The sequence below is a fragment of the Streptomyces sp. NPDC002958 genome (genome assembly GCF_055563255.1).
The window spans coordinates 86,602-111,563 of record NZ_JBVHDS010000003.1; the positions used below are offsets into that span (position 1 = coordinate 86,602).

Genomic DNA, 24,962 nt, shown 5'->3' on the forward strand with positions numbered 1-24,962 from the left:
CCCCGACCCCTACGAATGATGGTCGCCCATGTCTGAACCGTCCGCCTCCGCCGCGCCCCATCTGCGGCGCCTTTTCGACCTGCTGGCCGACGGCGCCCCCGCCGAGGCGCTGGGCGCCGTCTCGTCGCAGGCGCGGGCCGCCGGTGTGCCCGCGGGCGATCTGGCGGAGGTGGAGCGGGCCACTGCCACCGCCCTGCGGATCAGGGGCGCCCTGCGGCAGCACCGGCGCCGCGAGCTCCAGCTCACCGCGCTCTTCGACACCGCGGGCGACCTGGCCGCATCCCGCGACCTGGACGAGGTGCTGAAGGCGATCGTCCGCCGCGCCAGGATGCTGCTCGGCACGGACACGGCGTATCTCACGCTCCCCGACGAGGAGGCGGGCGACACCTATATGCGGGTCACCGACGGGTCGGTGTCGGTGCTCTTCCAGGGACTGCGGCTGGAGCTCGGCCATGGGCTCGGCGGTCTGGTGGCGCAGACCGCGAGCCCGTACGCGACCCCCGACTACCGCACCGACGACCGCTTCCACCACACCCGCAACATCAACGCCGGGGTGCTGGACGAGGGGCTCGTAGCCATCCTGGGCGTGCCCCTGCTCCTCGGCTCCAGCCGCGGTGGTACGGGAAAGGTCATCGGCGTCCTCTTCGCGGCCGACCGTGCATCGCGCGTCTTCAGCCCCGACGAGGTCGCCCTGCTGTGCTCGCTCGCCGCACATGCCGCGATCGCCATCGACACCGCCCGCGCGCTCGCAGACACCCGGTCCGCGCTGGACGAACTGGCCGAGACCAACGCCGAGCTGGCCGACGCCAATGCGGCCGTACGGGCCCATTCGGAGGCGATGCAGCGCGCCGAGGAGTCCCACGACCGGCTGACCGATCTGGTCCTGCGCGGCCGCGACGTCAAGGATGTCGCCGCGGCGGTCGCGGGGCTGCTGGACGCCCCGCTCACCATTCACGACCCGGGCGGGCGGCCCCTGGCGGCGGTCCGGCCCGACGGTGCGGACTTCGCCGCCGACAGCATGGACGCCGGGTGGCTGGCCGAGACCGCCGAGCAGTCCCGTACGGGTGCCCGTGCCGTGCACCGTGACGGCCGGTGGATCTGCGCCGTCCTCGCCGGGCCGGAAATCCTGGCCGGTCTGGTCCTGCACCAGCGCCGACAGCTCGACGACTCCGACCGACGGCTGTTCGAGCGGGCCTCGGTGGTCACCGGACTCCTTCTGCTGCTGCGGCGCACGGTCGCCGAGACCGAGAACCGGATCCGCGGCGAGCTGATCACCGATCTGCTGACCGAAGCGGACCGCGACCCGGCCGGGCTCGCCGAACGCGGCAGGCGCCTCGGCGTCGACCTCGACCGCCCGCATCTGCTGCTGGTGGCCGAGGGCGGGACCCGGGAAAGGCTGGCCCCTGCCACGATGCGCTATCTGTTCGGCGGGGACATCCACGGGGTGAGCGCCGAACACGCGGGGAACGTGGTGCTGTTGATAGAAGCCGGTGACCCCGTCCCGGCCGCCGGCGACGCGGCGCGCGCGGCGGCGGCCCAGCTCGGGCAGCTGATCCAGGCCCCCGTCACGGTCGCCGCCGCCGGGCCGGCCCGCGGCGTCCAGGAGCTGGCCTCCGCATACGGGGAGGCCGCCCGCTGCCTGCGCGCCATGCGGGTCCTGGGGCGCACGGGGGAAGGTGCGTGCGTCGACGAACTCGGCTTCCTCGGCGTGGTGTTGGGAAACGCCCAGGACGTCGACGGCTTCGTCTCGGCGACGCTGGGGCCGCTGCTGGAGTACGACGCGCAGCGCGGCACGCAGCTCGTGCGCACGCTCAACGCCTATTTCGGGTCCGGGGGCAGTCTCATCCGCGCCAAGGACGAACTCCACGTGCACGTCAACACGGTGGTGCAGCGGTTGGACCGGGTGCAGGTGCTGCTGGGACGGGGCTGGAACGAGCCCGGGCGCGCGTTGGAACTGCAACTCGCTTTGCGGTTGCACTTGTTGGCGGGCGGCCGGGAACGGTAGTCGGCCGTCCGGCCGCCCGGGGTGCGTTCTGTTGTCTTCTGTCCTCAAGCGCCGGACGGGCCGGAAGATGTCCTCAAGCGCCGGACGGGCTGGAGGGTGTCCTCAAGTGCCGGACGGGCTGGATTTTGCCCGGCGGGCCGGGGCATGCGCGGGTGGGCTCGTGGGTGTCCTCAGGTGCCGGACGGGGTCGGGGTGCCGGACAGGTCCAGCAAGTGGCGTGCGATCTCGCCGCCGCCCGCGTCACCCGTCAGCAGCGTGTAGTGGTTGACGTCCGGTACCAGTACCGGTGTCACCTCCGTGCCTCCGAGGTCGGCCGCCGCCAGGCGGGTCTCGTCGTACAGGCCCTGCTCCTCGTTCATCAGGCCCCGCTGTGCCCACAGCAGCGTCGCCGGAGCAGGCAGCTTCCGTACCGCCGTCAGGACCTCCTCGTCGAACAGGCCCATGCCGTCGGCGCGTACCGCCTCGATCCGGCAGGTGGAGTGCATGGCGGGTTCGTCCCCGGTCAGATCGCGCTGGAGGTACGCATCCACCTCGTCCGACCATGCATCCGCCAACGCGGGGTGCGCCTGCCAGAACGAGCGGTAGGCGGCCCGGTCGGGAAAGGTCATCGACAGCCGGTCCATGGCCGGGCCGATCACGGCGGTCAACAGCTCGTCCGGGGCGAGATGCGTGGGGGCCGGGAAGCCGATGCCGCCGTCGACCAGCAGCAGTGGCCCGAACCTTTCCGGGTGCCGTACGGCGGCCAGCGCCGCCACGAACGCGCCCATCGAATGGCCCGCCAGCACCACCCGGTCCAGGCCCAGGGCCTCGGTCAGGGCGGCGATGTCATCGGCGTGCGTGGCGATCCCGTACGGTCCCGGCAGGGCCGAACTCCCGGCCCGGCCGCGCAGGTCCGGGGCAATCAGGGTGACGCGGCCGTCCAGCAGCCTCGCCACCGGGCCCCAGGACAGCGCGTTGGCCGTGATGCCGTGCACGGCGACGACGACCGGCGCGCCCGGCTCACGGGCCGGCCACCGGATTACCGCCAACTCGCCCCCGGTCACGGGGACCTGTACCTCTTCGTACGGAATCACGGGCGTCCGTTCTCCTTCCGGGCCTTCTCGGCCGGGAGCGTTTCGGTGGCGGCGGGCCTGCGGCGTACCGCGGCCAGCCGGGACGGCAGCCGGGCCAGGCCGCCCGGCAGAAGGTGTACCACGGCCACGAACAGCACACCGAGCAGGAACAGCGGCTGCGAGAGCGGCACCCGCAGCAGCGCGGGCAGATCGGCGACCGCGCCCGACCCGGCGAGATCGCCGAGCCGGTGATCGGCCCACGTGTAGAGGATACCGCCGACCATCGGACCCCAGCGGGTGCCCGATCCGCCCAGCACCACCATCACCAGCAGAGAGAGGGTGAAGTCGGAGGTGGTCGTCTGGGGGGTCGAGCCGCCGGTGAGCAGCAGATGGACGAGGCCGCCCAGCGTGGCCAGCGCGCCCGCCAGGACGAAGGCCGTCAGCTTGAAGCCGTACGGCTTCAACCCCAGTACCTCCACCCGGCGTTCGTTCTCCTTGATGCCCTCCCAGACCCGTCCGGTGGGGGAGCGGACCGCCCAGTGGACGACGGCAAGGGTGAGGACCAGATAGGCGAGTGCCAACCAGTAGAGGTTCGCGGTGTTCTCGATGCCCACGAGCCCGGACGGCAGCAGATCGGCGGGGGCGGCCCGGCCCTCCTCACCGCCGGTGAATCCACCGGGGTTGCGGGAGACCAGGATGGAGCCCGCCTGGGCGAAGGCCAGCGTCACCATGGAGAAGCCGATGCCGGTGACCCGCAGGCTCACCGACCCCAGGACCAGCGCGAGCGCGATCCCGAAGCACAGTCCGAGCAGTGCGGACACGGCGAACGGGAGGCCCGCCTCCATCAGGAACATATTGGTGGCGTAGCTGCCCGTGGCGAAGTAGAGCGCATGCCCGAAGGAGAGCAGGCCGGTGCGCCCCACCAGCAGGTCGTAACCGGTCGCAAGCGCTCCGAACAGCAGGCAGGTGGCGAGCAGTTGGAGACTTCCCGGGCTGCCGATCGGGCCGTCGAGGACGCCGGGCAGCGGCAGTGCGCTGTACGGCGCGACGAAGAGGATCAGCAGTGCGGCGGCGGGCCACCAGCGGCGCAGCAGCCGGGCTGTGTTCCCTGCGCCCGGTGCGACCGTGTGTCTGTCGCCGGTGCGGTCGTGTGTCTCGGTGACGGTGCTCACGCGAGCCTCCCGGTCAGTCCGCGCGGCCGTACGAGCAGCAGCGCGGCGAGCAGGACGACGACGGCCAGGTCGCCGAGGCCCGCTGCGGTGTAGTAGTTGGCGAACTGCTGGACCAGGCCGATGACGACGGACGCCACGGCGGCGCCGGTCACCGAGCCCATGCCCCCGGTGACCACCACGACGAATGCGAAGATCAGCAGCGAGGTTCCCTGACGGGGGTCGACCGAGCCGAAGTACAGGCCGCCGAGTGCCCCGCCGAGCGCAGCGGCGCAGCCGCCGATCGCGAAGACGAGCGTGAACGCCTTCCGCACGTCGATACCGAGGGCGGTGACCATCGCCCGGTCCTCGACCCCGGCCCGTACGACGAGACCGTGCCGGGTGCGGCCGAGGAAGAGCCGCAGTGCCACGAGTACGACGACGGCCGCCGCGACCAGTACCAGCCGGTTGACCGGGACCTGGGCGCCGAGCAGGCCGAAGGTGCCGGACAGCGCCTTCGGTCCCGGGAAGGTCAGGGCGTCCGAGCCCCAGATCCCCGACAGCAACGCCGGGACGGCGAGCCCCACCCCGACCGTGGCGAGGACCTGTTCGCGCGGCCTGGTGTAGAGCGGGCGGACGACGGCGAGTTCCAGCAGCACGGCGGCAGCGGTGCCCACCGCCGTACCGAACAGGACCGCGAGGACGAAGCCCGCACCGTCGGGGCCGGCGCCGGGCAGATTGCCGGACGCCGCCCACCAGGTGCCGTACGCGCCGATGGAGAGCAGCGCCCCGTGCGCGAAGTTGAGCACGTCCATCAGGCCGAAGATCAGTGAAAGTCCCGATGCGATCAGGAAGTAGAGCGCCCCCAGACCGAGTCCGGTCATGGTGAGCAGAACGACGGTGGACATCAGGAGTCCGCCTCCACGGTCGAAGGAGTCACTGCCGGCGATGGCCGGGGCGTTGTTGCCGGACCGTGTCCCACGCCCAGCAGTCGCCGTGCCGCCTCCGCATCGCCCAGCAGTTCGGCGGCCGGTCCCTGATGGGCCGTCCGGCCGTCGGCGAGCACCGCACAGTGCTCGGCCAGGCGTCGTACGACGGCGAGGTTCTGTTCCACGAGCAGCACCGGCACCGCCTCGGCGGCCCGCTCCAGCACCTGGGCGACCTCGGTGACCACCTTGGGTGCCAAACCCTTGGTGGGTTCGTCGGCGATGATCAGCCGGTTGCCGTTGAGGAGCGTGCGGCCGATGGCCACCATCTGCTGCTGCCCGCCGGACAGTGTCCCGGCCAACTGCCGCTCCCGGCGCTTCAGTTCGGGGAACAGCTCATGGACGAGTGCGTAGGCGGGCTCGCCCGCGCCGCGCCGCTCGGCCAGCCGGAGATTCTCCGCGACGGTCAGCCCGGCGAAGATGCCCCGGTCCTCGGGGGCGTAACCGATGCCGAGCCGCACCACGGTGTGGGTGGGCATCGACACGGTCTCCTCGCCGTCCAGCCGCACGCTGCCGGCGCGCGGGACGAGGCCGAGTACGCCGCGTACGGTCGTGGTCTTCCCGGCGCCGTTGCGGCCCAGGAGCGCGGTCACCCCGTGACGGGCGACGTCCAGGTCCACGCCGTGCAGGATGTGCCGGCCGCCGATCAGGACCCGCAGGTCCCGTACGGCGAGCAGGGTCCCTGTCGTCATAGCCCCTCCCCGAGGTAGGCCTGCTGCACGGTCGGGTCGGCCGTCACGGCCTCGGGGGTGTCCAGCGCCAGCAGCCGGCCGTGGTGCATCACGGCGAGCCGGTCGGCCAGGCCCAGCAGGACGTCCATGTGGTGCTCGACCATCAGGACGGTGCGGCCCTCGTCCCGGTGCAGGGTGCGAATCAGTTCGGTGAGCGCGGGGACCTCCTCCGCGCTGACCCCGGCCATCGGCTCGTCCAGCAGCATCAGCCGCGGCTCGCCCACCAGCAGCACCGCCAGCTCCAGCTTCCGCTTCTCGCCGTGCGACAGCTCGGACGCCATCGCCCGTGCCCGGTGGCCGAGGCCGGTGCGTTCCAGTACGCCGTTCACCTCGGCGGTGTACGGGGAGGCGCGCCGCCACAGCCGGTACGAGCCGCCCCCGGCCGCCTGAGCGGCCAGCCGGACGTGGTCGGCCACGCTCATGCCCGGCCAGAGGCTGGACGTCTGGAACGTGCGGCCGATGCCGCGCCTGGCCCGCGCGTGCGCGGGGTGGCCGGTCATGTCCGTGCCATCCAGCGCGATCGTGCCCGACGTGGCCATGGTCAGCCCGCTGATCAGGTTGAACAGGGAGGTCTTGCCGGCTCCGTTGGGGCCGATGAAGGCGAGGAACTCGCCCTCGTGGACGCTCAGCGTGACGTCCTCGACGATCGTCGCCCCGCCGACGCCCCAGCCGAGCCCGGTCAGTTGGAGCACCGGGGCGGCGGCCTGCGCCCCGCCCGCGCGTTCTGCGGTGATGTCCGGTGCGGTCATCGGTCAGCCCGCCGAGGGCTTCGCGGGCGGCGCCACCTTGTCCATCGGCTCGGTGCTCACCAGCTCGGGCCGGGCATCGGCGCCCTTCCCCTTGAGCTTCGCGACGAACATCGGCTGCACCAGTGCGTGGTCCTCGGCGCGGACCTGCACCTTGCCCTTCACCCCGTCGAAGCTCCAGCCCTCCAGAGCCTTCACCATCGCGGCGGAATCGGTGGCTCCGCCTTCCTCGACGGCGCGCACGACCATCTGTGCCGCGGTGAAGCCGTCGGGGGTGAACAGGTCCGGGGTGCCGCCGGCCTTGGTGACCGAGTCGAGCATGGCCTTCTCCGCGGCGTTGTTGCCGCCCGCACCGGCGAAGTAGTGCGCCAGGAACGACACCTTGGAACCGGCGTTCCCGAAGATCGGGTACGAGGCCGTTCCGGCGAGGCCCGTGACGACCTTGCTCGCCCCCAGCACGCCCTGCTGGTCCAGCGCGGTCCACAGCGCCGGTGCGGTGGAGCCCGCCCAGGCGACGAAGACCAGATCGGGCCCGCCCGCCTTCACCTGCCGGGCGAACGGGGTCAGGTCCGTGGCGCTGGGCGGAGCCAGTACGGAGCCGACGTTCGCGCCCTTGGAGCCGAGGACGGCCTTCACGGCGGCGACATTGGCCTGGCCGAAGGTGGAGTCCTGGGCCAGCACCGTGACCTTCTTGCCCTTGGCCTCGCCGAGCATCGTCCCGGCGGTGAGGATGTCCTGGTAGGACTGCCGGCCCGAGCGGAAGGTGTAGTCGTTGATGCCGGTCACGGCGTCGGTGGCGGCAGGGCCGCTGATGTACAGCACCTTGTTCTGGGCGGCGAGCGGCGCCATCTGGAGGGCCACCCCGGAATCGGTGGTGCCGGCCAGCACCTTGTAGCCCTTGCCGATCAGGTTCTTGGCGGCGGAGACCGCCTTGCCCGGGTCGCCCGCGTCGTCCTGCTCGGTGACCTCGATCCGGTGCCCGGCGACCTTGCGCGTGCCCTTCGTCGCGTAGTCCAGGCCCGCCATGAACCCGTCCCGGTACTGCTTCCCGTAGTCCGCGAGCAGCCCGGTCCTGGAGTAGACCAGGCCCACCTTGACGGTCGAGTCCTTGCCGTCCTCGCCGGCCCCGGCCTCACCCGCCTTTCCGGCGGCGGTGCATCCCACCAGCAGGAGACCGGCCGAGGCCAGTGTGACGACGGCGGTGAGGGATCTGTGGTGACGGGCGCTGCCTATGGCTCTGCGACGCATGGTGAACGGCTCCTCGGCGTGTTCATGTGATGTCGCCGAACCGTATGAACACCGTGCCGCCGTCGACATGGTGCAGGGCGCCCCACCTGGCGCGGTACACGTGTGGGGGGCTCACATGGGCCGGGGCGCGAGCCGCGCCAGGGGCCGTACGTGGGCAGCCGGAGCCGGGCGTCGCACCGTCCGGCCCCCGGGCTGCCCACGGCGCCGATGTGTCGGGGTCGTGGGCGGTGATGGTCCGTCAGATGGCGGAGAGCGCGCTTGCCGTGGCCACGACCACACCGAGGGCGGCGAACGCGATGCCGATGATGCCCATCACCATTCCGGCGGTCGCCTGGCCGCGGCCGCCACCCTCGCCCCGGTCGGCCATGCGTCGGGCCGAGATGCCGAGGCACAGCGCGATGATCGGCGGGATGATCGGGATCAGCAGCAGCCCGACGATGCCGAGCACCATCGAGGCCGTCGCCTTGCCGCTGGGCAGCGGGGCGCCGGCGGGGTACCCGTAGCCGTTCGGCGGCTGGGCGCCGTGGCCCGGCAAGCCCCCCGGGTATGCGGCCGGGGCCTGAGTTCCCGCCGCGCCGCCTGCACTGCCTGACTGGTCAGCCATGTCTTCCTCTCCCTCGATGCTGGTCATGACCATGCTAAGGAGAGGTCTGTGGTATTTCCGAACGGAGCGGTGAGGGATGTGTGATGAAAGATCCTCCAGGGCGCGACCCGTCAGGACGCGTCCCGGGGCGCCGTCACGTCGATCAGCCGGCACACCGTCTCGATGTCTATCTTCACCTGGGCGATCGACGCCCGCCCCGACAGCCAGGTGATCAGCGCCGAGTGCCAGGTGTGCTCGATGACCCGGACCGCGGACAGCTGCTCCGGCGTCGGATGCTCCAGGCCCATCGCGTCCAGGATGATCGCCGTCGTGATCCGCGAGACGGTGTCCACCTCCGGGCTGACGCTGCGGTCCGCGAAGGTCAGAGCCCGCACCATCGCATCCGCCAGATGCGGTTCGCGCTGCAGCGCGCGGAACGCCCGCATCAGGGTGTCGGCGACCCGCTGCGCCGCGTCGTCCCCGGCCGGGGGGTGCTTGTGCAGCGTCGTGTGCATGTGCTGGAGCTGGTCCTGCATGGTGGCGACCAGCAGATGGATCTTGGACGGGAAGTAGCGGTACAGCGTACCCAGGGCGACCTCGGCGGCCTCCGCGACCTCACGCATCTGCACCGCCTCGAATCCGCCTTTGCCGGCGAGCTGGGCGCTGGCGTGCAGGATGCGGCGGCGGCGGGCCTCCTGTCGCTCCGTCAGGGGCGGCGATGCCGGCTTGGCTTCCGCTGTCATGTCTCCCCATCCATGGCTTCTGTCCGCAACCGGAGGGAGGCGCTCGGTCTCCCGGCGGCGCACAGCATGCCAGGGTGGCCGGTCGTGGCGCGAATCACCTGATCCGGCCGTTGCACCGACGCTACCTGCCGGTAGATTCGTATCTCATTGAACGACCCAGTCTGAAACTTGTTCTAGATTAGCGTGAGCGGTTACGCTCCGGCGAACACGCAGTGAGAAGGGGGCCGAGTGTGACCGCTGAGGCCATAGAGACGGGCCCCCGCACGGGCAGCGACACGCCGGGAACCGCCGACGACCGTCCGTTGCGCATCGCACTCCTCACCTACAAAGGCAACCCGTTCTGCGGCGGCCAGGGCGTCTACGTACGCCACCTCGGCCGCGAGCTCGCCCGCCTCGGCCACAGCGTCGAAGTGATCGGCGCCCAGCCCTATCCGGTGCTCGACGAGGGCGTCCCGCTCACCGAGCTGCCGAGCCTGGACCTCTACCGCCAGCCCGACCCCTTCCGTACCCCGAAGCGCGGCGAGTACCGGGACTGGATCGACGCCGCCGAGGTTGCCACCATGTGGACCGGCGGCTTCCCGGAACCCCTCACCTTCAGCCTGCGCGCCCGGCGTCATCTCGCCGCCCGTCGCGGCGAGTTCGACGTCATCCACGACAACCAGACCCTCGGATACGGGCTGTTGGCGAACCTCGGCGCCCCGCTCGTCACCACGATCCACCACCCCATCACGGTCGACCGGCAGTTGGACCTGGACGCTGCCGAGACCCGTCGCCGGCGCGCCTCTGTTCGCCGCTGGTACGCCTTCACCCGCATGCAGAAGCGGGTCGCGCGCCGACTGCCCTCTGTGCTCACCGTCTCCGGCTCCTCCAAGCAGGAGATCGTCGACCATCTCGGGGTGCGGGGCGACCGTATCCACGTCGTGCACATCGGCGCGGACACCGACCTGTGGTCGCCCGACCCCTCGGTCGCCGAGGTACCCGGCCGGATCGTCACCACATCCAGCGCCGACGTCCCGCTGAAGGGCCTCGTCCACCTCGTCGAGGCCCTCGCCAAGCTCCGTACCGAGAACCCACAGGCGCACCTCGTGGTCGTCGGCAAGCGGGCCGAGGACGGACCGGTCGCGCAGGCCATCGAGCGGCACGGACTCCAGGACGCCGTCGAGTTCGTCAAGGGCATAAGCGACGCCGAACTCGTCGACCTGGTGCGCAGCGCCCGGATCGCCTGCGTCCCCTCGCTGTACGAAGGCTTCTCGCTGCCCGCTGCCGAGGCCATGGCCACCGGCACGCCCCTCGTCGCCACCACCGGCGGTGCGATCCCCGAGGTCGCGGGCCCGGACGGCGAGACCTGTCTGGCGGTCCCGCCCGCCGACGCCGGGGCGCTGGCCGACGCGCTCGGCCGGCTGCTCGGCGACCCGGAGCTGCGGGCCCGGCTCGGCGCCGCGGGCCGCGCCCGGGTGCTCTCCCGGTTCACCTGGAAGCAGGCCGCCATCGGCACCGCCGCCCTCTACCGCGAGGCGATCGCCGCCCGCGCGGGCACCGCGCGCGGCGGCCGTCGTTGACACCGCCGTCCGCCCCCGTCGTCCCCGCCCACTGATCCCCCTCGACCGCGAAAGCAGGCATCCGTGCTGACCGTGGACTTCACCCGCTTCCCGCTCGCCGCAGGTGACCGAGTGCTCGACCTGGGCTGCGGCGCCGGACGCCATGCCTTCGAGTGCTACCGGCGCGGCGCCCAGGTCGTGGCACTCGACCGGAACGGCGAGGAGATCCGCGAGGTCGCGAAGTGGTTCGCCGCGATGAAGGAGGCGGGGGAGGCCCCCGAGGGCGCCACCGCCACCGCGATGGAGGGCGACGCGCTCAATCTGCCGTTCCCCGACGAGTCCTTCGACGTCGTGATCATCTCCGAGGTGATGGAGCACATCCCCGACGACAAGGGTGTGCTCGCCGAGATGGTCCGGGTCCTCAAGCCCGGCGGCCGGATCGCGATCACCGTGCCACGCTACGGCCCCGAGAAGGTCTGCTGGACGCTCTCCGACGCGTACCACGAGGTCGAGGGCGGCCACATCCGCATCTACCGGGCCGACGAATTGCTCGGCAAGATCCGCGGCGCCGGCCTCAAGCCGTACGGCACCCACCACGCCCACGCCCTGCACTCGCCGTACTGGTGGCTGAAGTGCGCGTTCGGGGTGGACAACGACAAAGCGCTGCCGGTCCGCGCGTACCACAAGCTGCTGGTCTGGGACATCATGAAGAAGCCGACCGTCACCCGGGTCGCCGAGCAGCTGCTCAACCCGGTCGTCGGCAAGAGCTTCGTGGCGTACGCGACCAAGCCGCACCTGCCCGTGGCCGCGGCCGCCGAGGACCTCTTCAGGGCCGAGGCGTGACCACTCCCGAGCAGACCGAACACCTCGTACTGCCCGGAGTCCTCACCGCCGAGCAGGCCGCCGAGACCGTCGCAGCCCTCCTCGCCGCGCAGTGCGAGGACGGTGCGCTGCCCTGGTTCCGCGGCCACCACCTCGACCCGTGGGACCACACCGAGGCCGCCATGGCCCTCGACGCGGCCGGCGAGCACGCCGCCGCGGAACGCGCGTACGACTGGCTGGCCCGGCACCAGAACGAGGACGGCTCCTGGTACGCCGCGTACCACGACGGAGACCCGGAGCAGCCGACCGACCGCGGTCTGGAAACCAACTTCTGCGCGTACGTGGCCGTCGGCGTCTGGCACCACTACCTCGCAACCGGCGACGACGCGTTCGTCGACCGGATGTGGCCGACCGTCTACGCCGCCGTCGAATTCGTGCTCCGGCTCCAGCAGCCCGGCGGCCAGATCGGCTGGAAGCGCGAAGCCGACGGAACACCCGTCGCCGAGGCGCTGCTGACCGGCTGCTCCTCCATCCACCAGGCGCTGCGCTGCGCGCTCGCCCTCGCCGAACGGCGCGAAGAGCCGCAGCCCGACTGGGAGTTGGCGACCGGCGCTCTGGCCCACGCGATCCGCAACCACCCCGAACGCTTCCTGGACAAGAGCCGCTACTCGATGGACTGGTATTACCCGGTCCTCGGCGGCGCGCTCACCGGGACGGCCGCCAAGGAGCGGATGGAGGAGGGCTGGGACCGCTTCGTGGTCCCCGGCCTCGGGGTGCGCTGTGTGCTGCCCAACCCGTGGGTGACCGGCGGCGAGAGCTGTGAACTCGCCCTGGCGCTGTGGGTGATGGGCGAGTCCGACCGGGCGCTGGAGATCCTTCAGTCCATCCAGCATCTGCGCGCCGAAGGCGGGATGTACTGGACGGGGTATGTCTTCGAGGGCAACCGGGCGTTCTGGCCGGAGGAGCTCACCACCTGGACCGCCGGTTCGCTGCTGCTCGCGGTGGCCGCACTCGGCGGCGACGAGGCGACCACCGCGGTGTTCGGCGGCGAACGGCTGCCGCGCGGGCTGGAACCCGACTGCTGCGGCTAGGGCGTGGTTCGAAGGTCCCGCCTGCCCCGCGGAGTGCCGGGTCCGGCCGGTTCCGGTTGCCGTCCCACGGCGGAGGGACCCGGACGGCGCCCCCGAGTGGCACACCGCCCGGGGGCGGGCGAGCCTTACGGAGAGTGTCGAGACGTGTCACTCACTGTAGAGATCGCTGTGATGCGCCCGGCCCAGGGAGGCCCGCTGTGCTCAGTTCTGCCGTGAACCGTCCCGTACCGCTCCGCCGTCTGCTCGTCTCGCTGCTGCTGTCCTGCACCATGCTGGTGAGCGCCACCGCGTGCGGCAACGACAGCAGCGGCACGAGCAGCGCTGCGTCCCCGAGCGGCACGTCCTCGGCCGAGGCACAGAAGTTCGCCAAGACTCGGTTCGTCGCCAATGCGGGGCTCGCGGCCGGAGCGACGTACCAGTGGATCGTGAAGCCGTACCGTGCGGGCACGTTCAAGAAGGGCGCGGACGGGCGGACTCTCGCTCTGGTCAAGGCCGGGCTCGCGGGCGGCTTCGCCTACAACCGGCTGAAGGCCGCGGTGGTCAACGCCAAGGGCGACCCGCTGCTGTCGAAGGCGGTCGCGCCGCTGACGGCGGGTATCGAGTCGCTCAAGGGGCTCGGCGACAAGCTCCGCAAGGGCGAGGCGGGCGAAGGCGACATCGGCGCCTTCGAGGGCGTGATCAGCGGCATCAAGGCCGCGGGCAAGAGCGCGGGCGCCGAGGTGAAGGACAAGGTTCCCACCACCTCTCAGCTCGGCGGATAATCACAGGCGGGAGGGGGTGCGGCACACTACGGTGCGCGGTATGAGCGCACTCCCGCACGACCTCTGCTGTGACGAAATCATTGTCCACACCGACGAGTTGAGGGCGGCGATCAAGGGTGCCGACCTCGGTGCGACCGTCCCGACCTGCCCCGACTGGACCCTGCGCGATCTCGCCGTCCATCTCGGCAGGGCCCATCGCTGGGCGGGCGAGATCGTACGCACCCGGGCCACCGAAGCGGTCCCGGAGGAACGGGTGCCGGAGTTCACGCCCGAGGGCGACGACCCCGCCGTCCTCGACGCCTGGCTCGCGGACGGCGCGGCGAAGACCGTCGAGGCGCTGCGGGAAGCGGGTCCGCACCAGGAGGTCTGGTCCTGGGGGTGGGAGCGGAGCACGGGCTTCTGGGCGCGTCGCATGGCGCACGAGACGATCGTCCACCAGGCCGACGCCGCGATCACCGCGAAGACCCGCTACGAGGTGGCACCGGAGCCGGCCGCCGACACGATCGAGGAGTGGCTGGAGATCGTCGCCTTCATGCAGGCCGGGGGGTACAGGACGGCCGCAGAACTGCGCGGCGGCGGGCGCTCGATCTATCTGCACGCCACGGACGTGCCGGGAGCCGAGTGGCTGATCGAGTTCGGCGAGGACGGCTTCACCTGGCGGCGCGCCCACGAGAAGGCGACCGTGGCGCTGCGGGGCCCGCTCACCGACATCATGCTGGTCTTCAACCGGCGTCTCGCGGCGGACAGCGACCGGGTCGAGGTGCTCGGGGACGCGGAGCTGCTGGACTTCTGGCTGGAGCGCGCCGCGTTCGGCTGATGCCTTCACCGTCCCGCCCGCGAGCGGCCTTTGCCTGTTGCGCGGTCCTTGTCCGTTGTGCGGGCGGGGCGGTGCTGAGCCAAGCTGGAGGGGACAGCCCGTTGTGTCCGGCGGCCCCTGGGGAGGTGCCGATGGAGCCCGTCCGCGCCCTGAAACGGATCGCCTTCCTGCTGGAACGCGGCAGGGCCGAAACCTACCGCGTGCGGGCATTCCGTACGGCCGCCGACGCGGTGACGGCGATGGCGGACGGCGAGGTCGCACAGCGGGTGGCGGACGGCTCGCTGGAGTCGGTCAAAGGCATCGGACCGAAGACCGCGCAGGTGATCCGCGAGGCGGCGGCCGGGAAGGTACCCGGCTACCTGGAGCGGCTGGAGGAGGAGGCCGCCGCCGTACCACTGCCCGAAGGCGGCGAAAGCCTCCTCGCCCTCCTGCGCGGCGACTGCCATCTGCACTCCGACTGGTCGGACGGCGGCAGCCCGATCGAGGAGATGGGCCGCACGGCGGCGGAGCTGGGCCATGAGTGGGCGGTCCTCACCGACCACTCGCCCCGGCTGACCGTGGCGAACGGGCTCTCCCCGGAGCGGCTGCGACGGCAGCTGGATGCGGTCGCCCTGCTCAACGCGGGATGGGCGCCGTTCCGGCTGCTCACCGGCATCGAGTGCGACATCCTCCCCGACGGCACCCTCGACCAGGAGGAGGAACTGCTGGAACAGCTGGACGTCGTGGTGGTCTCCGCACACTCCGCACTGCGGATGGACGCCGTCCCGATGACCAGGCGCCTGCTCGCGGCCGTCCGCCATCCGCGGGCGAACATCCTCGGCCACTGCACCGGGCGGCTGATCACCGGCCGGCGGCGTCCGGAGTCGCGGTTCGACGCGGACGAGGTTTTCGCCGCGTGCGCGGAGGCGGGCACCGCGGTCGAGATCAACAGCCGGCCCGAACGGCTCGACCCGCCCCGCCGGCTGCTGCGCCGCGCCGTCGACGCGGGCACCCTGTTCTCCATCGACACCGACGCACACGCGCCCGGACAGTTGGACTGGCAGATCCACGGCTGCGCCCGCGCCGAGGAGTGCCACGTCCCGGCGGAACGCGTCATCACCACGTGGTCGGCCGACGAACTGCTGGCCTGGTCGCGCGGGGGCGCGACCCCGGAGCGGGCCCGCTCCGGGGCGGACGGGGCGGTCTGCGCAGCCCCGGGACAGGAGCGGTGAACCCATGACGGCCACAAGCGTGCGAGGCATCGATCACATCGGGGTCACGGTCCCCGACCTGGAGACCGCCACCCTCTTTCTTGCCAGGGCGTTCGGCGCCGAGGTGCTGTACGACACCCTGCGCCGCCATGACCGCCCGCAGGGCGGGCCGGACGTCGAGCGGCGGCTCGGAGTCCCGGCGGGCACACAGCAGTTGGCGATCCGGATGCTGGCCCTTCCCGGCGACGGCCCGGGCATCGAGCTGTTCGAGTTCCAGGGCCCCCGCCGGGAACCGCCGGTGCTGCCCTGCGACTTCGGCTGGCAGCATGTGGCGCTCTACGCCGACGATCTGGACGCGGCCGTGCGGGACTGTGTGGCCGCGGGAGCCTTGCTGCTCGCGGAGGCGCAGCCGCTGCCGGGCCCCGAAGCGGGGGAGCGCAACCGGTTCGCGTATCTGCGTACCCCATGGGGCAGCACGCTGGTACTCCTGACGTACCCCGACCCCCAGCCCTGGGAGCGCACCGCGCCGCGACGGCGGGTGCGGCCCGCGCCGGTCGGTACCGGGGCCTGGCCGAAGGACCCGGCTCGCCCTAGTTGAGCTCCGCGAGCACCCGCAGGGTGTGCGGGTCCGGTGCGGTCACCAGCAGATCGGTCACCGGCCCCCTGCGCCACAGCTCCAGCCGCTCCGCGATCCGTTGCCGAGGCCCGACGAGCGAGATCTCATCGGCGAACGCATCCGGCACGGCCAGCACCGCCTCCTCCTTGCGCCCTTCGAGGAACAGCTGCTGGATCCGCCGCGCCTCCTCCTCGAACCCCATCCGCGCCATCAGATCGGCATGGAAGTTACGGGCCGCGTGCCCCATCCCACCGATGTAGAAGCCGAGCATCGCCTTCACCGGCAGCAGCCCCTCGGCCACATCGTCACAGACCTGCGCGCGGGCCATCGGCGCGATCATGAATCCGTCGGGGAGGTCGGTGAGCGACGCCTCGTACACCTCGGTGCGCAGCGGAGACCAGTACAGCGGCAGCCAGCCGTCGGCGATCCTCGTCGTCTGCGCGATGTTCCTCGGCCCCTCGGCCCCGAGCAGTACGGGGAGCCGGGGCCGCAGCGGATGGGTGATCGGCTTCAGCGGTCTGCCCAGTCCGGTGGCGCCCGGGCCGTTGTACGGGTGGGGGTGGAAGCGCCCGTCCAGCTCAACGGGGGCCTCGCGGCTGAGTACTTGGCGGATGACGTCGACGTACTCACGGGTCGCGGTCAGCGGGCTCTTCGGGAACGGCCGCCCGTACCAGCCCTCCACCACCTGTGGCCCGGACAGCCCCAGGCCGAGCATCATCCGGCCGCCGGAGAGATGGTCGAGGGTCAGGGCGTGCATGGCGGTCGCGGTCGGGGTGCGTGCCGCCATCTGCGCGATACCGGTGCCCAGTCGGATGCGGGAGGTGTGTGCGGCGATCCAGGTCAGCGGGGTGAACGCGTCGGAGCCCCAGGCCTCCGCCGTCCACACCGATTCGTACCCCAGCTCCTCGGCCTCCCGGGCCAGCTCCAGATGGGCGGGGTTCGGGCCGCGGCCCCAGTATCCGAGCGCGAGTCCGAGCCGCATTCCGCTGCCTCCCACCGTTGCTGACGTAGCGTCAGATCATTGACGCACGGACGGAGAGTACGGCAGCGGCCCCCCGCCCGGAAGGGGCGAGAGGCCGCTGCTCGTACTGCGGGAGCGTGGACTCAGCCGCGCTGGATGCCCGTGGTGTCCTGGAGCACACCGCGACGTCCGTCCTGGGTCTGGGCGATGAGGCCCGGACCGCGCTGCTCCACCGCGAGGTACCAGGTGCCGGGCGCCAGTTCGGCGATCGGCGACGGCGAACCGTCCTCCGCGTACAGCGGGCGGGCCACCGGCACCGCGAACCAGAACGGCGTGAAGTCACCGGCCGCCGGGGTCGGCTGGGCCTGCTGCGGCTCCGGCTGACCGGCCTGCGGCTGCGCACCGTACGGCTGCGACTGACCCGGCTGTGCGCCGTACGGCTGCTGCTGGGCACCGGGGTAGCCGTAGCCCTGACCGGGCTGCTGCTGGCCGCCGTACGGCGGCTGCACGGCCTGCGGACGCGGGGCGCCCGCCAGCGGGGCCTTGAGCGCGGGGACCAGCGGGGTGGCGACCGCACCCGCGGCCAGCGCCAGGGCGGCGATCAGGCCGAGGACGAGACCCGCACCGGCGTCGATCTGGCCGAGGTCGATGATCGTCCAGAAGAGGTTCCAGGCGGTGAAGACCGTGGCCGCGACACCGATCTGTCCGAGATCCAGGCCTACGACCTTGCGGGGCTGGGGCTGGGAGCGGGACAGGATGATCAGTGCCGCACCGGCCACCCCGACCATGTAGACGCCTATAGCGTTGCCCAACGATTCCCAGGAGTTCGGCGCGTTCACGCTGAGATCGCCGTAGGAGTAGAAATCGAGGAAAGAGGCGATGAACAGCACGACCGCTGCTCCGATCACCACGCCATCGCCTCGAGTGAGGGAGCGGATATTCACGTGAAGGTCCTTAGTCGATCGTCTCGTCGGGGCGGTCGTCGGTGCCACCGGCAGGGCGGGCACGGCGCGAAGCTCGGCGGCAGGCTCCCCATCGTACGGATGAATCTATCGTCTGCCCGGGCGGGTTGTGTCCCTGCCCGGGCGTTGAACGCACATCCCCCCAATTTCGCCTCAGAACTACCTCTTACTACCCCTTCAGGTAGCTGCTGATGCCATCGGCAATGCCCTGCGCCGCCTTCTGGCGCCAACTCGCACTGGTGAGCAGGGCGGCGTCCTGCGGATCACGCATATTTCCGCATTCGATGAACACTTTGGGCACGGTCGACAAATTCAGTCCGCCCAGGTCCTTGCGGACGTCCAGCCCGGTATTGCCGCCCACGTAATTGGAAGGCGTACTTCCGGTATCGCGGACGAAGCGACCGGCGATCCGGGTGCCGAGATCGCGCGAGGGCTCGACGATCTTCGAGGTGTCCGCCTCCCCGCCCCGTACCGGCGCGGGGAGGATCACATGGAAGCCGCGGTTGCCGACCGCGGAACCGTCTGCGTGCACCGAGACCACCGCATCGGCCTCGGCTTCGTTGCCGATCCGGGCACGTTCGTCGACACACGGCCCGTAAGCGCGGTCGTTGTCGTGCGTCAGCACCACCTTCGCCCCCTGCGCCTGCAGGAGCGTGCGCAGCCGGTGCGACACATCGAGGGTGAACCGGGCTTCCGCGTATCCGGAGGCGGTCGAGGTGCCGGTGGTGTCGCACTCCTTGCGCGTGGTGCCGATGTCCACCTGACGGTTGATCTCGCGGGTGTGCAGATGGTTGTTCGGGTTGTGCCCGGGATCGATGACGACGGTCTTCCCGGACAGCGGCCCCGAGGCCCGGCCGCCCGAGGACTTCGAGGGCGACGCGGACGGAGTGGGCGATGCGGACGCCCTCTCCGGCGCCGGACCGCTCTTCGACGGCGAGGCGGTTGCGGTACCGCTGCTGCCCTGCCGGGGCTCAGCCTGTGCCCCGCCGCTGCCGCCACCGTCCGCGCCGCAGCCCGTGGCGCTCAGGCACACGGCTGCGACCGCGGCGGCGGCGAACAGGGGCCGGCGGCGTGGAGTGGGGGGAACGCTGTCGTCGTACGGCACCCCGCGATGCTATCGGGGTGCCGGGATCAGATCCCGGTTCCCGTGCGGCGCAGCACGCGCAGCGAATCCGTCACCGACACCTCGGTGAACGCGCCGGAGGCCAGCGCCCGCAGATAGACCCGGTAAGGGGCCTGGCCGCCGTGCGCGGGGTCCGGGAACACATCGTGGAACACCAGCAGCCCGCCCTCGGCGACATGCGGCGCCCAGCCCTCGTAGTCACCGTTCGCATGCTCGTCGGTGTGACCGCCGTCGATGAAGACCAAGCCGATCTTGCCGCCCCACACGGCCGCGACCTGCGGAGACCGTCCGACCAGTGCCACGACGTGGTCTTCGAGACCCGCCGCGTGCAGGGTCCGGCGGAACGTCGGCAGCGTATCCATCCGGCCGACCTCCGGGTCCACGACGGTCGGGTCGTGGTACTCCCAGCCGGGCTGTTGCTCCTCGCTGCCGCGGTGGTGGTCGACGGTCAGAGCCGTCACCCCGGCCGCCCGGGCGGCGTCGGCGAGCAGGAGGGTGGAGCGCCCGCAGTACGTCCCGACCTCAAGGATCGGCAGCCCCAGCGCGGTGGCCTCGACGGCGGCCCGGTACAGCGCGAGTCCTTCGAGCAGAGGCATGAAGCCCTTGGCGGCCTGGAAGGCGGCGAGAATCTCGGGCTCGGGCTCGACGACGGACTCGGCGGGCACGGGTTCCTCCTGGTGGGGACGGTTTTCCGGGGTACGTGTTCGACGGCGCCCCATCGTGCCGTACGCCCCCGCCGAGGGCATCGGCGGGGGCGTACGCGGGGTGAGCCCGGGCCGGGGTGTGACCCGGCGGTCTCTCCGATGAAGCGGGGGAGGCCGAGCCCCAGGTCAACCGCGGAATTCAACCCTGTGCGGCGCGGGATCGCTGCGCTAGGCACCAAGATTGTTTCTTGGCACCCATGACCGCTCCGTTGCCCCCCGGGGCCGATCGCGCCGCGTCAGCACAACGGTGGAAGACATCGTAATGAACACAATGGCGCATATTACGGCTGGAACCCAGAACAATCCTGGGAGACCAAGAGGAACCGCGAACATCCCGCCGATTATGCCGCTCAGAACCTTCCCGGCGGCGACCGCGAAGAAGAAGTACGCCGTAGCGGCACCCACACGCGCCCCCAGGAGGCGCTGAGCGTAGGTCGGACCGACCCCATGAATCGCAGAAAATACCCAGACGTGAGAAATCTGAACCACGTACACAATTGCGATATGCGGTACGCCTGCCAGCAGGCTGTAGCCCAGAGCGGCCACTCCGACTGCGATCGCCATGGTCCACGGGGCGCCGAACCGCGAAGATATCGCCCCTATCACCGGGAAGGCGATCAATTCAAGTCCCGCGCACAGTCCGAGCAGAACTCCGTTGGCCAGCATTGAGTAATCAAGGTCATGGACGATGTAGATCGGCAGGTAGGAAGCCTTCAGGTAGTCACCCACAAGCACCAGGCATATAAGAGCACAGAAGAAGGCCAGTCTGCCCGAGCCTCCCGATGTCGCACCGCCGGGCGATTCTGCCTTCTGAGGTCCATCGAGATTCGAGGGTGCGGAACTCTTCACAAAGAAAGCGATGCTGAGATACAGGAGTGCGGATAAAATGAAAGCCGTCTTGATTCCCCCGATCTCGGCAATCATGGAACCCGCCAGAGGGCCGATCGCGTACCCCAGTGAAAAACATGCCCGGAGGGAACTTGCCACCTTGGCACGCCCTCTCTCCTCGGATTCCCGAGAAACCGCTATCGAGGCGAATACCTGGGAGCTGAGGACGGTGGAGAGGGAAAGGAAGCAGGTCGAGACCAGAAGAACTTCCGGTACGTTACGGGTCCAGCCCACTGCAAACCATCCGAGGCTGAGCAGCAGTGCACTGATTCGGATGATCCCGGTACGATAATTACGGCGATCGGAGATATGCCCCAGAACCAGTCCCGCAAGGGAACCCAGTAATGAGGTCGTGGATAAGTATCCCGCCTGGGAGAGAGTGCCTCCCGCTGTCGTCGTCACATGGATGGGAAGAAGCGGTACCCCACAGGACGATGCCGCACCGGCGGTAATAAGGGTCGCCACGTGGGACCTGTAAGCAGGCGCACCATAGATTGCCAGGACACCTGGAAGCTTCATATTGCCTCTCCGGAAATACAGGGCACCTCGGCATCAGGTCGATGCGGGTGGGAGGTCGAGCTCTCCAAGGAGATTTTCGGGCAATGAAATGTCGTGGACGGCCGGAACCGTGCCGTTCCTTACGTATGAATCCCCCAGCTCGACGGCAGCGGTGACGAACCCGGTGAGTGAGGTTCTGTACCGCGTCGTCACCTGGTCCGGCGCCATCACTCGCCATGCCCCGGGTGCCAGCGTTTCGAGTGCCCTTCGTGCCGCCGCGGTATGGAGGTCCACTTTGCCTGTGCCGGCGGCCGTCATTCCGAGACCAAAGGCGCTCAGCCACAAGGAGTACTGGGACCTCTCATCAACAATTCCGGTCGCCTCCGGCCAAGCCCGGCAGACCTCCTCGTAGCGATCGCTCATCTCGTCCAGATCAATCCCCATGTGTTCAAGAGTCGATTCTTCGCAATTTATCTCGCGCCATCGCCGGTGTGTATCCTTTCTGTACAGCCACTGGTTGCCTCGCCTGGACCAGGAAAAATGAGGGAGGATCTTTCCGGCTTCTGTTGTGCCGCTCCCGATCCCCATCTCTGCGGAATCATCATCGAAGCAGACCGAGAGTCGTGTGCCAATGAGATTTCCTGCAACTGTCGGAAGCTCGGAATGCTGAACGAGATTTGGCACATGCATATAAGCGCGTATGCCGAGACGGGTCACATGGTCGAGCAGTGCGAAATCGTCATGGACGTGAGTTCCGTCGAGTGATTCCGCGGAAAACGACCGGGCCGCCCGTGCCGGTAGCACAAGGGCAACGCACGGCAGATATTTGTCACAGATCTCGGCCCATCGAGATCCGTGCAATGCCGCAATGCGTACCACGTTCGACGTTCGAGAGCTCCAACTGGTGAAGAATGAAAGGGCGGAGTTCGGCATGCAGGACACAGCACTTCGTAGCGCCGGTATGAAGTCGTGGCTGACATAGCAGTCATCCTGAAGCACCAAGTGATGAGTCGCGTCGTCCTCCACCGAATTCCAGGAGCGAATGGAGTTTTCGATTGTTCGGCCAGTGGGGGCCGGGTCCACCACTATTTTTGGCGACAGCTCCGCCACGGATTCCGCCAACGATCGAGCCGCATCAATTCGTGCCGGGTGCGTCATGATTGCCGTAGACAACTTGATTTCTGCCTGCACTTCAGTCATTTCGGTACACCCCTTCTGAATGTCTGAAATCCGATGATTTACGAGGCTGCCTCATTCGGCACAGGCTCCCGCCGCCCCAATCGAGCTTTATGGGCCGTACATCAAGCATTCACCAGAAGAGTGATCAGGTCTCGTCTGCTTATTGAGCCAAAAATGGCGAGTTTCCTACTGGAGTGTGCGGCGGACATGGCGCGGGACGCGTGGACATGCCGTTGCGGATCGGCGTCCGGCAGCTCGTCGGGATTGCCGAACACCTGTTCCAAGCATGCGCAGATCCTGTCGTAATCTGACCTTCCGTCAGAATGGAACGTGTTCTACTCTTGGGCCGTTCCAGTGGCTGCGACCGGCGAGGATCCGCATGGGCATCGGAATCACCGAAGAACAGAGGGAGCTGGCACAGGCGGTACGGGGGTGGCTGGCCCGCGCCGTACCGCCGGAGGAGATACGCAAGCTCCTCGACGCGGACGCCCCCGGCACTCCCGGCAAGCGCCCCGGGTACTGGGACGGGCTCGCCGAACAGGGCCTCCTCTCCATCCATCTGCCCGAGGAATACGGAGGCGCAGGCGGCCGACTCCTCGATCTGGCCGTGGTCCTGGAAGAAGCGGGCCGGGCCACGCTCCCCGGCCCGTACCTCGCCAGTGCCCTCGCCTCCGCCGTACTGTGCGCGTCGGGCGCGGGCGGGCCGGTGGGTGACTTCGCGACCGGTACGCGCATCGGCGCCGTCGCCCTCGGCCCCGGCACCCTCACCGCCGTGGAGCACGAGGACGGCCATCTGCTCGACGGTACGGCCCCGCCCGTCCTCTCCGGCGCCGATGCCGACCTCCTCCTGCTCCCCGCCGAATCCGCCACCGGCACCCTCTGGTTCGCCGTCGACGCCGCCACCGAAGGGCTGACCGCCCGACCGCACCGCGGCGCCGACCCGACCCGGCCCACGGCCGAGATCCGCGCCGAGGGTGTACTTGTCCCCGTGGAGCGTGTCGTACGGACCGACACCGCACACGTCCGCGACCTCGCCGCCGTCCTCCTCGCCGCCGAAGCGTGCGGAACCGCGGCCAAGGCGCTGGACACCGCCGCCGAATACGCCAAGGTCCGCGAACAGTTCGGCCGCCCCATCGGACGGTTCCAGGCCATCAAGCACCTCTGCGCCGACATGCTCGTACGCGTCGAGCGGGCCCGCGCCCTGGTGTGGGACGCGGCCCGCGCCGCCGACGAGGAGGAGAACCCGGCCGTACGGTCCATGGTCGCCGCCCTCGCGGCGTCGGACGCCCTCGACGCCGCGTACGACTGCGCCAAGGACTGCATCCAGATCCTCGGAGGCATCGGCTTCACCTGGGAGCACGACGCCCACCTGTATCTGCGCCGGGCTCTGGTGGCCCGGCAGTTGCTGGGGGCCGGTGACGCCCACCGGCTGCGGGCCGTCCGGCTGGCCGAGGGCGGAGCGCGCCGCGAACTCGCCCTCGAACTCCCCGCCGAGGCCGCGGTCCACCGGGCCGAGGCGCGCGAGGCCGTCGCCGCCGCCCGAGGCCTCGACCCGAAGGCCGCCCGCCGCGCCCTCGCGCCGACCGGCTACGCCGCCCCGCATCTCCCCGCCCCCTACGGGCTGGGCGCAGGTCCCGTCCAACAACTCGCCATACAGCAGGAGTTGAAGGAGCAGGGGGTGAAGCTGAGCGACCTCGGGATCGCCACCTGGGTGGTCCCCTCGCTGATCGCCCATGGGACGGCACAGCAGCAGGACCGCTACCTGCTGCCCACCCTGCGCGGCGAACTCCTCTGGTGCCAGCTGTTCTCCGAACCCGGTGCCGGCTCCGACCTCGCCTCGCTCCGGACCAGGGCGGAACGGACGGCGGAGGGCTGGCGGATCAACGGACAGAAGGTCTGGACGAGCGCCGCCCAATGGGCCGACCACGGAATCCTGCTGGCCAGGACCGACCCGGACGCCCCCAAGCACCAGGGGCTCAGCTACTTCCTCGTCGACATGAAGAACACCGAGGGCATCGACATCCGCCCGCTGAAGGAGATCACTGGCGACGCCCTTTTCAACGAGGTGTACTTCGACGACGTCCTGCTGCCCGCCGACGCCGTCGTCGGCGAGATCAACGACGGCTGGCGGGTCGCCCGCAACACCCTGGGCAACGAACGCGTCCACATGGCCGACCAGATGACTTTCGACACCGGTCTGGAGGCGCTGATCGCCCGCTCCGGCGAACTCGACGGCACGTACCGGGCCCGTATCGGAGCACTCGCCGCCGAGGCCCACGCACTCGCCTGCATCGGACTGCGCACCACCCTGCAACAGGTCTCGGGTCTCGAACCCGGCGCGGGAGCCTCCGTCCGCAAGCTCGTCCAGACCAGCCACCAGCAGAAGGTCGCCGAGCTAACCCTCGAACTCCTCGGCCCGGTCGGCGCGGTCGGCGAAGGGGCGGGGGAGCGGGCCGTGCACGGCTTCCTGATGTCCCGCTGTCTGACCATCGCGGGCGGCACCACCCAGGTTCAGCTCAATGTCGTCGCCGAGCGCATCCTCGGCCTCCCGCGCGATTGAAGGGACTTGC

23 protein-coding genes are annotated in these 24,962 nt (G+C 70.2%); 9 read left to right on the plus strand and 14 right to left on the minus strand.

From position 1 onward, the window contains the following. Positions 1-28: 28 nt before the first annotated feature. A complete protein-coding gene (locus ACZ3IC_RS06765) occupies positions 29-2,005 on the plus strand; it encodes a helix-turn-helix domain-containing protein (protein WP_467413329.1) in 1,977 nt (658 codons plus the stop codon). 170 nt (positions 2,006-2,175) lie between these two features. On the opposite strand, the gene ACZ3IC_RS06770 is transcribed toward ACZ3IC_RS06765, so the two are convergent. The 8 genes from ACZ3IC_RS06770 to ACZ3IC_RS06805 all read right to left on the minus strand — a co-directional run bounded on the left by ACZ3IC_RS06770 (position 2,176) and on the right by ACZ3IC_RS06805 (position 9,242). Beyond that, positions 2,176-3,078, minus strand: a complete 903-nt coding sequence (locus ACZ3IC_RS06770; RefSeq protein WP_467413331.1) for an alpha/beta hydrolase — start codon at positions 3,076-3,078, stop codon at positions 2,176-2,178. Continuing rightward, positions 3,075-4,229, minus strand: a complete 1,155-nt coding sequence (locus ACZ3IC_RS06775; RefSeq protein ID WP_467413333.1) for a branched-chain amino acid ABC transporter permease — start codon at positions 4,227-4,229, stop codon at positions 3,075-3,077. Before ACZ3IC_RS06775 ends, ACZ3IC_RS06770 begins: the two co-directional genes overlap by 4 nt. After that, on the minus strand, positions 4,226-5,113 hold the full coding sequence (locus ACZ3IC_RS06780) for a branched-chain amino acid ABC transporter permease (RefSeq protein WP_351794278.1): 888 nt from the start codon (positions 5,111-5,113) through the stop codon (positions 4,226-4,228). Before ACZ3IC_RS06780 ends, ACZ3IC_RS06775 begins: the two co-directional genes overlap by 4 nt. Further along, on the minus strand, positions 5,113-5,883 hold the full coding sequence (locus ACZ3IC_RS06785) for an ABC transporter ATP-binding protein (RefSeq protein WP_467413335.1): 771 nt from the start codon (positions 5,881-5,883) through the stop codon (positions 5,113-5,115). Before ACZ3IC_RS06785 ends, ACZ3IC_RS06780 begins: the two co-directional genes overlap by 1 nt. Then, positions 5,880-6,671, minus strand: a complete 792-nt coding sequence (locus tag ACZ3IC_RS06790; RefSeq protein WP_467413337.1) for an ABC transporter ATP-binding protein — start codon at positions 6,669-6,671, stop codon at positions 5,880-5,882. Before ACZ3IC_RS06790 ends, ACZ3IC_RS06785 begins: the two co-directional genes overlap by 4 nt. Before the next feature lie 3 nt (positions 6,672-6,674). Next, positions 6,675-7,916, minus strand: a complete 1,242-nt coding sequence (locus ACZ3IC_RS06795) for a substrate-binding domain-containing protein (protein ID WP_467413339.1) — start codon at positions 7,914-7,916, stop codon at positions 6,675-6,677. Positions 7,917-8,154: 238 nt separating this feature from the next. Further along, the gene (locus ACZ3IC_RS06800) at positions 8,155-8,520 is read right to left on the minus strand and encodes a DUF4190 domain-containing protein (protein WP_467413340.1); all 366 of its coding nucleotides are present in this window, start codon (positions 8,518-8,520) and stop codon (positions 8,155-8,157) included. Between the two features lie 110 nt (positions 8,521-8,630). Then, positions 8,631-9,242: a TetR family transcriptional regulator gene (locus ACZ3IC_RS06805; protein WP_467413342.1), complete on the minus strand. Its 612-nt coding sequence runs from the start codon at positions 9,240-9,242 to the stop codon at positions 8,631-8,633. Positions 9,243-9,472: 230 nt separating this feature from the next. Here ACZ3IC_RS06805 and ACZ3IC_RS06810 point away from each other — a divergent pair, with 230 nt between their 5' ends. From ACZ3IC_RS06810 to ACZ3IC_RS06840, 7 genes are all read left to right on the plus strand, one after another. Continuing rightward, complete coding sequence (locus ACZ3IC_RS06810) at positions 9,473-10,801, plus strand: glycosyltransferase family 4 protein (protein ID WP_467413343.1); 1,329 nt, start codon at positions 9,473-9,475, stop codon at positions 10,799-10,801. 63 nt (positions 10,802-10,864) lie between these two features. Beyond that, entirely contained in the window at positions 10,865-11,623 is a 759-nt protein-coding gene (locus tag ACZ3IC_RS06815; RefSeq protein WP_467413344.1) for a class I SAM-dependent methyltransferase, read from the plus strand. Next, positions 11,620-12,693 (plus strand): prenyltransferase, encoded by a 1,074-nt coding sequence (locus tag ACZ3IC_RS06820; protein ID WP_467413346.1) that lies wholly within the window; start codon positions 11,620-11,622, stop codon positions 12,691-12,693. The genes ACZ3IC_RS06815 and ACZ3IC_RS06820 overlap by 4 nt, the downstream gene beginning before the upstream one ends. Positions 12,694-12,905: 212 nt before the next feature. Then, complete coding sequence (locus ACZ3IC_RS06825) at positions 12,906-13,454, plus strand: hypothetical protein (RefSeq protein WP_467414013.1); 549 nt, start codon at positions 12,906-12,908, stop codon at positions 13,452-13,454. Between the two features lie 40 nt (positions 13,455-13,494). Beyond that, positions 13,495-14,271, plus strand: a complete 777-nt coding sequence (locus ACZ3IC_RS06830; RefSeq protein ID WP_467413347.1) for a maleylpyruvate isomerase family mycothiol-dependent enzyme — start codon at positions 13,495-13,497, stop codon at positions 14,269-14,271. Between the two features lie 131 nt (positions 14,272-14,402). Continuing rightward, positions 14,403-15,482, plus strand: a complete 1,080-nt coding sequence (locus ACZ3IC_RS06835) for a PHP domain-containing protein (RefSeq protein ID WP_467413348.1) — start codon at positions 14,403-14,405, stop codon at positions 15,480-15,482. A 4-nt stretch (positions 15,483-15,486) separates the two neighbouring features. Continuing rightward, positions 15,487-16,059, plus strand: a complete 573-nt coding sequence (locus ACZ3IC_RS06840; RefSeq protein ID WP_467413350.1) for a VOC family protein — start codon at positions 15,487-15,489, stop codon at positions 16,057-16,059. Here ACZ3IC_RS06840 and ACZ3IC_RS06845 read toward each other — a convergent pair. The 6 genes from ACZ3IC_RS06845 to ACZ3IC_RS06870 all read right to left on the minus strand — a co-directional run bounded on the left by ACZ3IC_RS06845 (position 16,052) and on the right by ACZ3IC_RS06870 (position 22,413). Further along, entirely contained in the window at positions 16,052-17,059 is a 1,008-nt protein-coding gene (locus ACZ3IC_RS06845; protein ID WP_467413351.1) for an LLM class F420-dependent oxidoreductase, read from the minus strand. The genes ACZ3IC_RS06840 and ACZ3IC_RS06845 overlap by 8 nt on opposite strands. A 122-nt stretch (positions 17,060-17,181) precedes the next feature. Further along, a complete protein-coding gene (locus ACZ3IC_RS06850; RefSeq protein WP_467413352.1) occupies positions 17,182-17,982 on the minus strand; it encodes a hypothetical protein in 801 nt (266 codons plus the stop codon). Between the two features lie 187 nt (positions 17,983-18,169). After that, positions 18,170-19,105: an N-acetylmuramoyl-L-alanine amidase gene (locus tag ACZ3IC_RS06855; RefSeq protein ID WP_467413354.1), complete on the minus strand. Its 936-nt coding sequence runs from the start codon at positions 19,103-19,105 to the stop codon at positions 18,170-18,172. A gap of 26 nt (positions 19,106-19,131) precedes the next feature. Continuing rightward, a complete protein-coding gene (locus tag ACZ3IC_RS06860) occupies positions 19,132-19,788 on the minus strand; it encodes a class I SAM-dependent methyltransferase (protein ID WP_467413356.1) in 657 nt (218 codons plus the stop codon). A gap of 207 nt (positions 19,789-19,995) precedes the next feature. Next, positions 19,996-21,234: an MFS transporter gene (locus ACZ3IC_RS06865; RefSeq protein ID WP_467413357.1), complete on the minus strand. Its 1,239-nt coding sequence runs from the start codon at positions 21,232-21,234 to the stop codon at positions 19,996-19,998. A gap of 33 nt (positions 21,235-21,267) precedes the next feature. Further along, positions 21,268-22,413: a hypothetical protein gene (locus tag ACZ3IC_RS06870; RefSeq protein ID WP_467413359.1), complete on the minus strand. Its 1,146-nt coding sequence runs from the start codon at positions 22,411-22,413 to the stop codon at positions 21,268-21,270. Positions 22,414-22,771: 358 nt separating this feature from the next. Between ACZ3IC_RS06870 and ACZ3IC_RS06875 the strand changes: the two genes are divergently transcribed. Then, on the plus strand, positions 22,772-24,952 hold the full coding sequence (locus ACZ3IC_RS06875) for an acyl-CoA dehydrogenase (protein WP_467413360.1): 2,181 nt from the start codon (positions 22,772-22,774) through the stop codon (positions 24,950-24,952). Positions 24,953-24,962: the final 10 nt, after the last annotated feature.

Bases quoted from the DNA above. Each gene is read 5' to 3' on its own strand.
- ACZ3IC_RS06765 (WP_467413329.1), top strand. From the start codon at position 29: ATGTCTGAACCGTCCGCCTCCGCCGCGCCCCATCTGCGGCGCCTTTTC.
- ACZ3IC_RS06780 (WP_351794278.1), bottom strand. From the start codon at position 5,113: ATGTCCACCGTCGTTCTGCTCACCATGACCGGACTCGGTCTGGGGGCG.
- ACZ3IC_RS06785 (WP_467413335.1), bottom strand. From the start codon at position 5,883: ATGACGACAGGGACCCTGCTCGCCGTACGGGACCTGCGGGTCCTGATC.
- ACZ3IC_RS06790 (WP_467413337.1), bottom strand. From the start codon at position 6,671: ATGACCGCACCGGACATCACCGCAGAACGCGCGGGCGGGGCGCAGGCC.
- ACZ3IC_RS06795 (WP_467413339.1), bottom strand. From the start codon at position 7,916: ATGCGTCGCAGAGCCATAGGCAGCGCCCGTCACCACAGATCCCTCACC.
- ACZ3IC_RS06800 (WP_467413340.1), bottom strand. From the start codon at position 8,520: ATGGCTGACCAGTCAGGCAGTGCAGGCGGCGCGGCGGGAACTCAGGCC.
- ACZ3IC_RS06805 (WP_467413342.1), bottom strand. From the start codon at position 9,242: ATGACAGCGGAAGCCAAGCCGGCATCGCCGCCCCTGACGGAGCGACAG.
- ACZ3IC_RS06830 (WP_467413347.1), top strand. From the start codon at position 13,495: ATGAGCGCACTCCCGCACGACCTCTGCTGTGACGAAATCATTGTCCAC.
- ACZ3IC_RS06835 (WP_467413348.1), top strand. From the start codon at position 14,403: ATGGAGCCCGTCCGCGCCCTGAAACGGATCGCCTTCCTGCTGGAACGC.
- ACZ3IC_RS06840 (WP_467413350.1), top strand. From the start codon at position 15,487: ATGACGGCCACAAGCGTGCGAGGCATCGATCACATCGGGGTCACGGTC.
- ACZ3IC_RS06845 (WP_467413351.1), bottom strand. From the start codon at position 17,059: ATGCGGCTCGGACTCGCGCTCGGATACTGGGGCCGCGGCCCGAACCCC.
- ACZ3IC_RS06865 (WP_467413357.1), bottom strand. From the start codon at position 21,234: ATGAAGCTTCCAGGTGTCCTGGCAATCTATGGTGCGCCTGCTTACAGG.
- ACZ3IC_RS06870 (WP_467413359.1), bottom strand. From the start codon at position 22,413: ATGACTGAAGTGCAGGCAGAAATCAAGTTGTCTACGGCAATCATGACG.
- ACZ3IC_RS06875 (WP_467413360.1), top strand. From the start codon at position 22,772: ATGGGCATCGGAATCACCGAAGAACAGAGGGAGCTGGCACAGGCGGTA.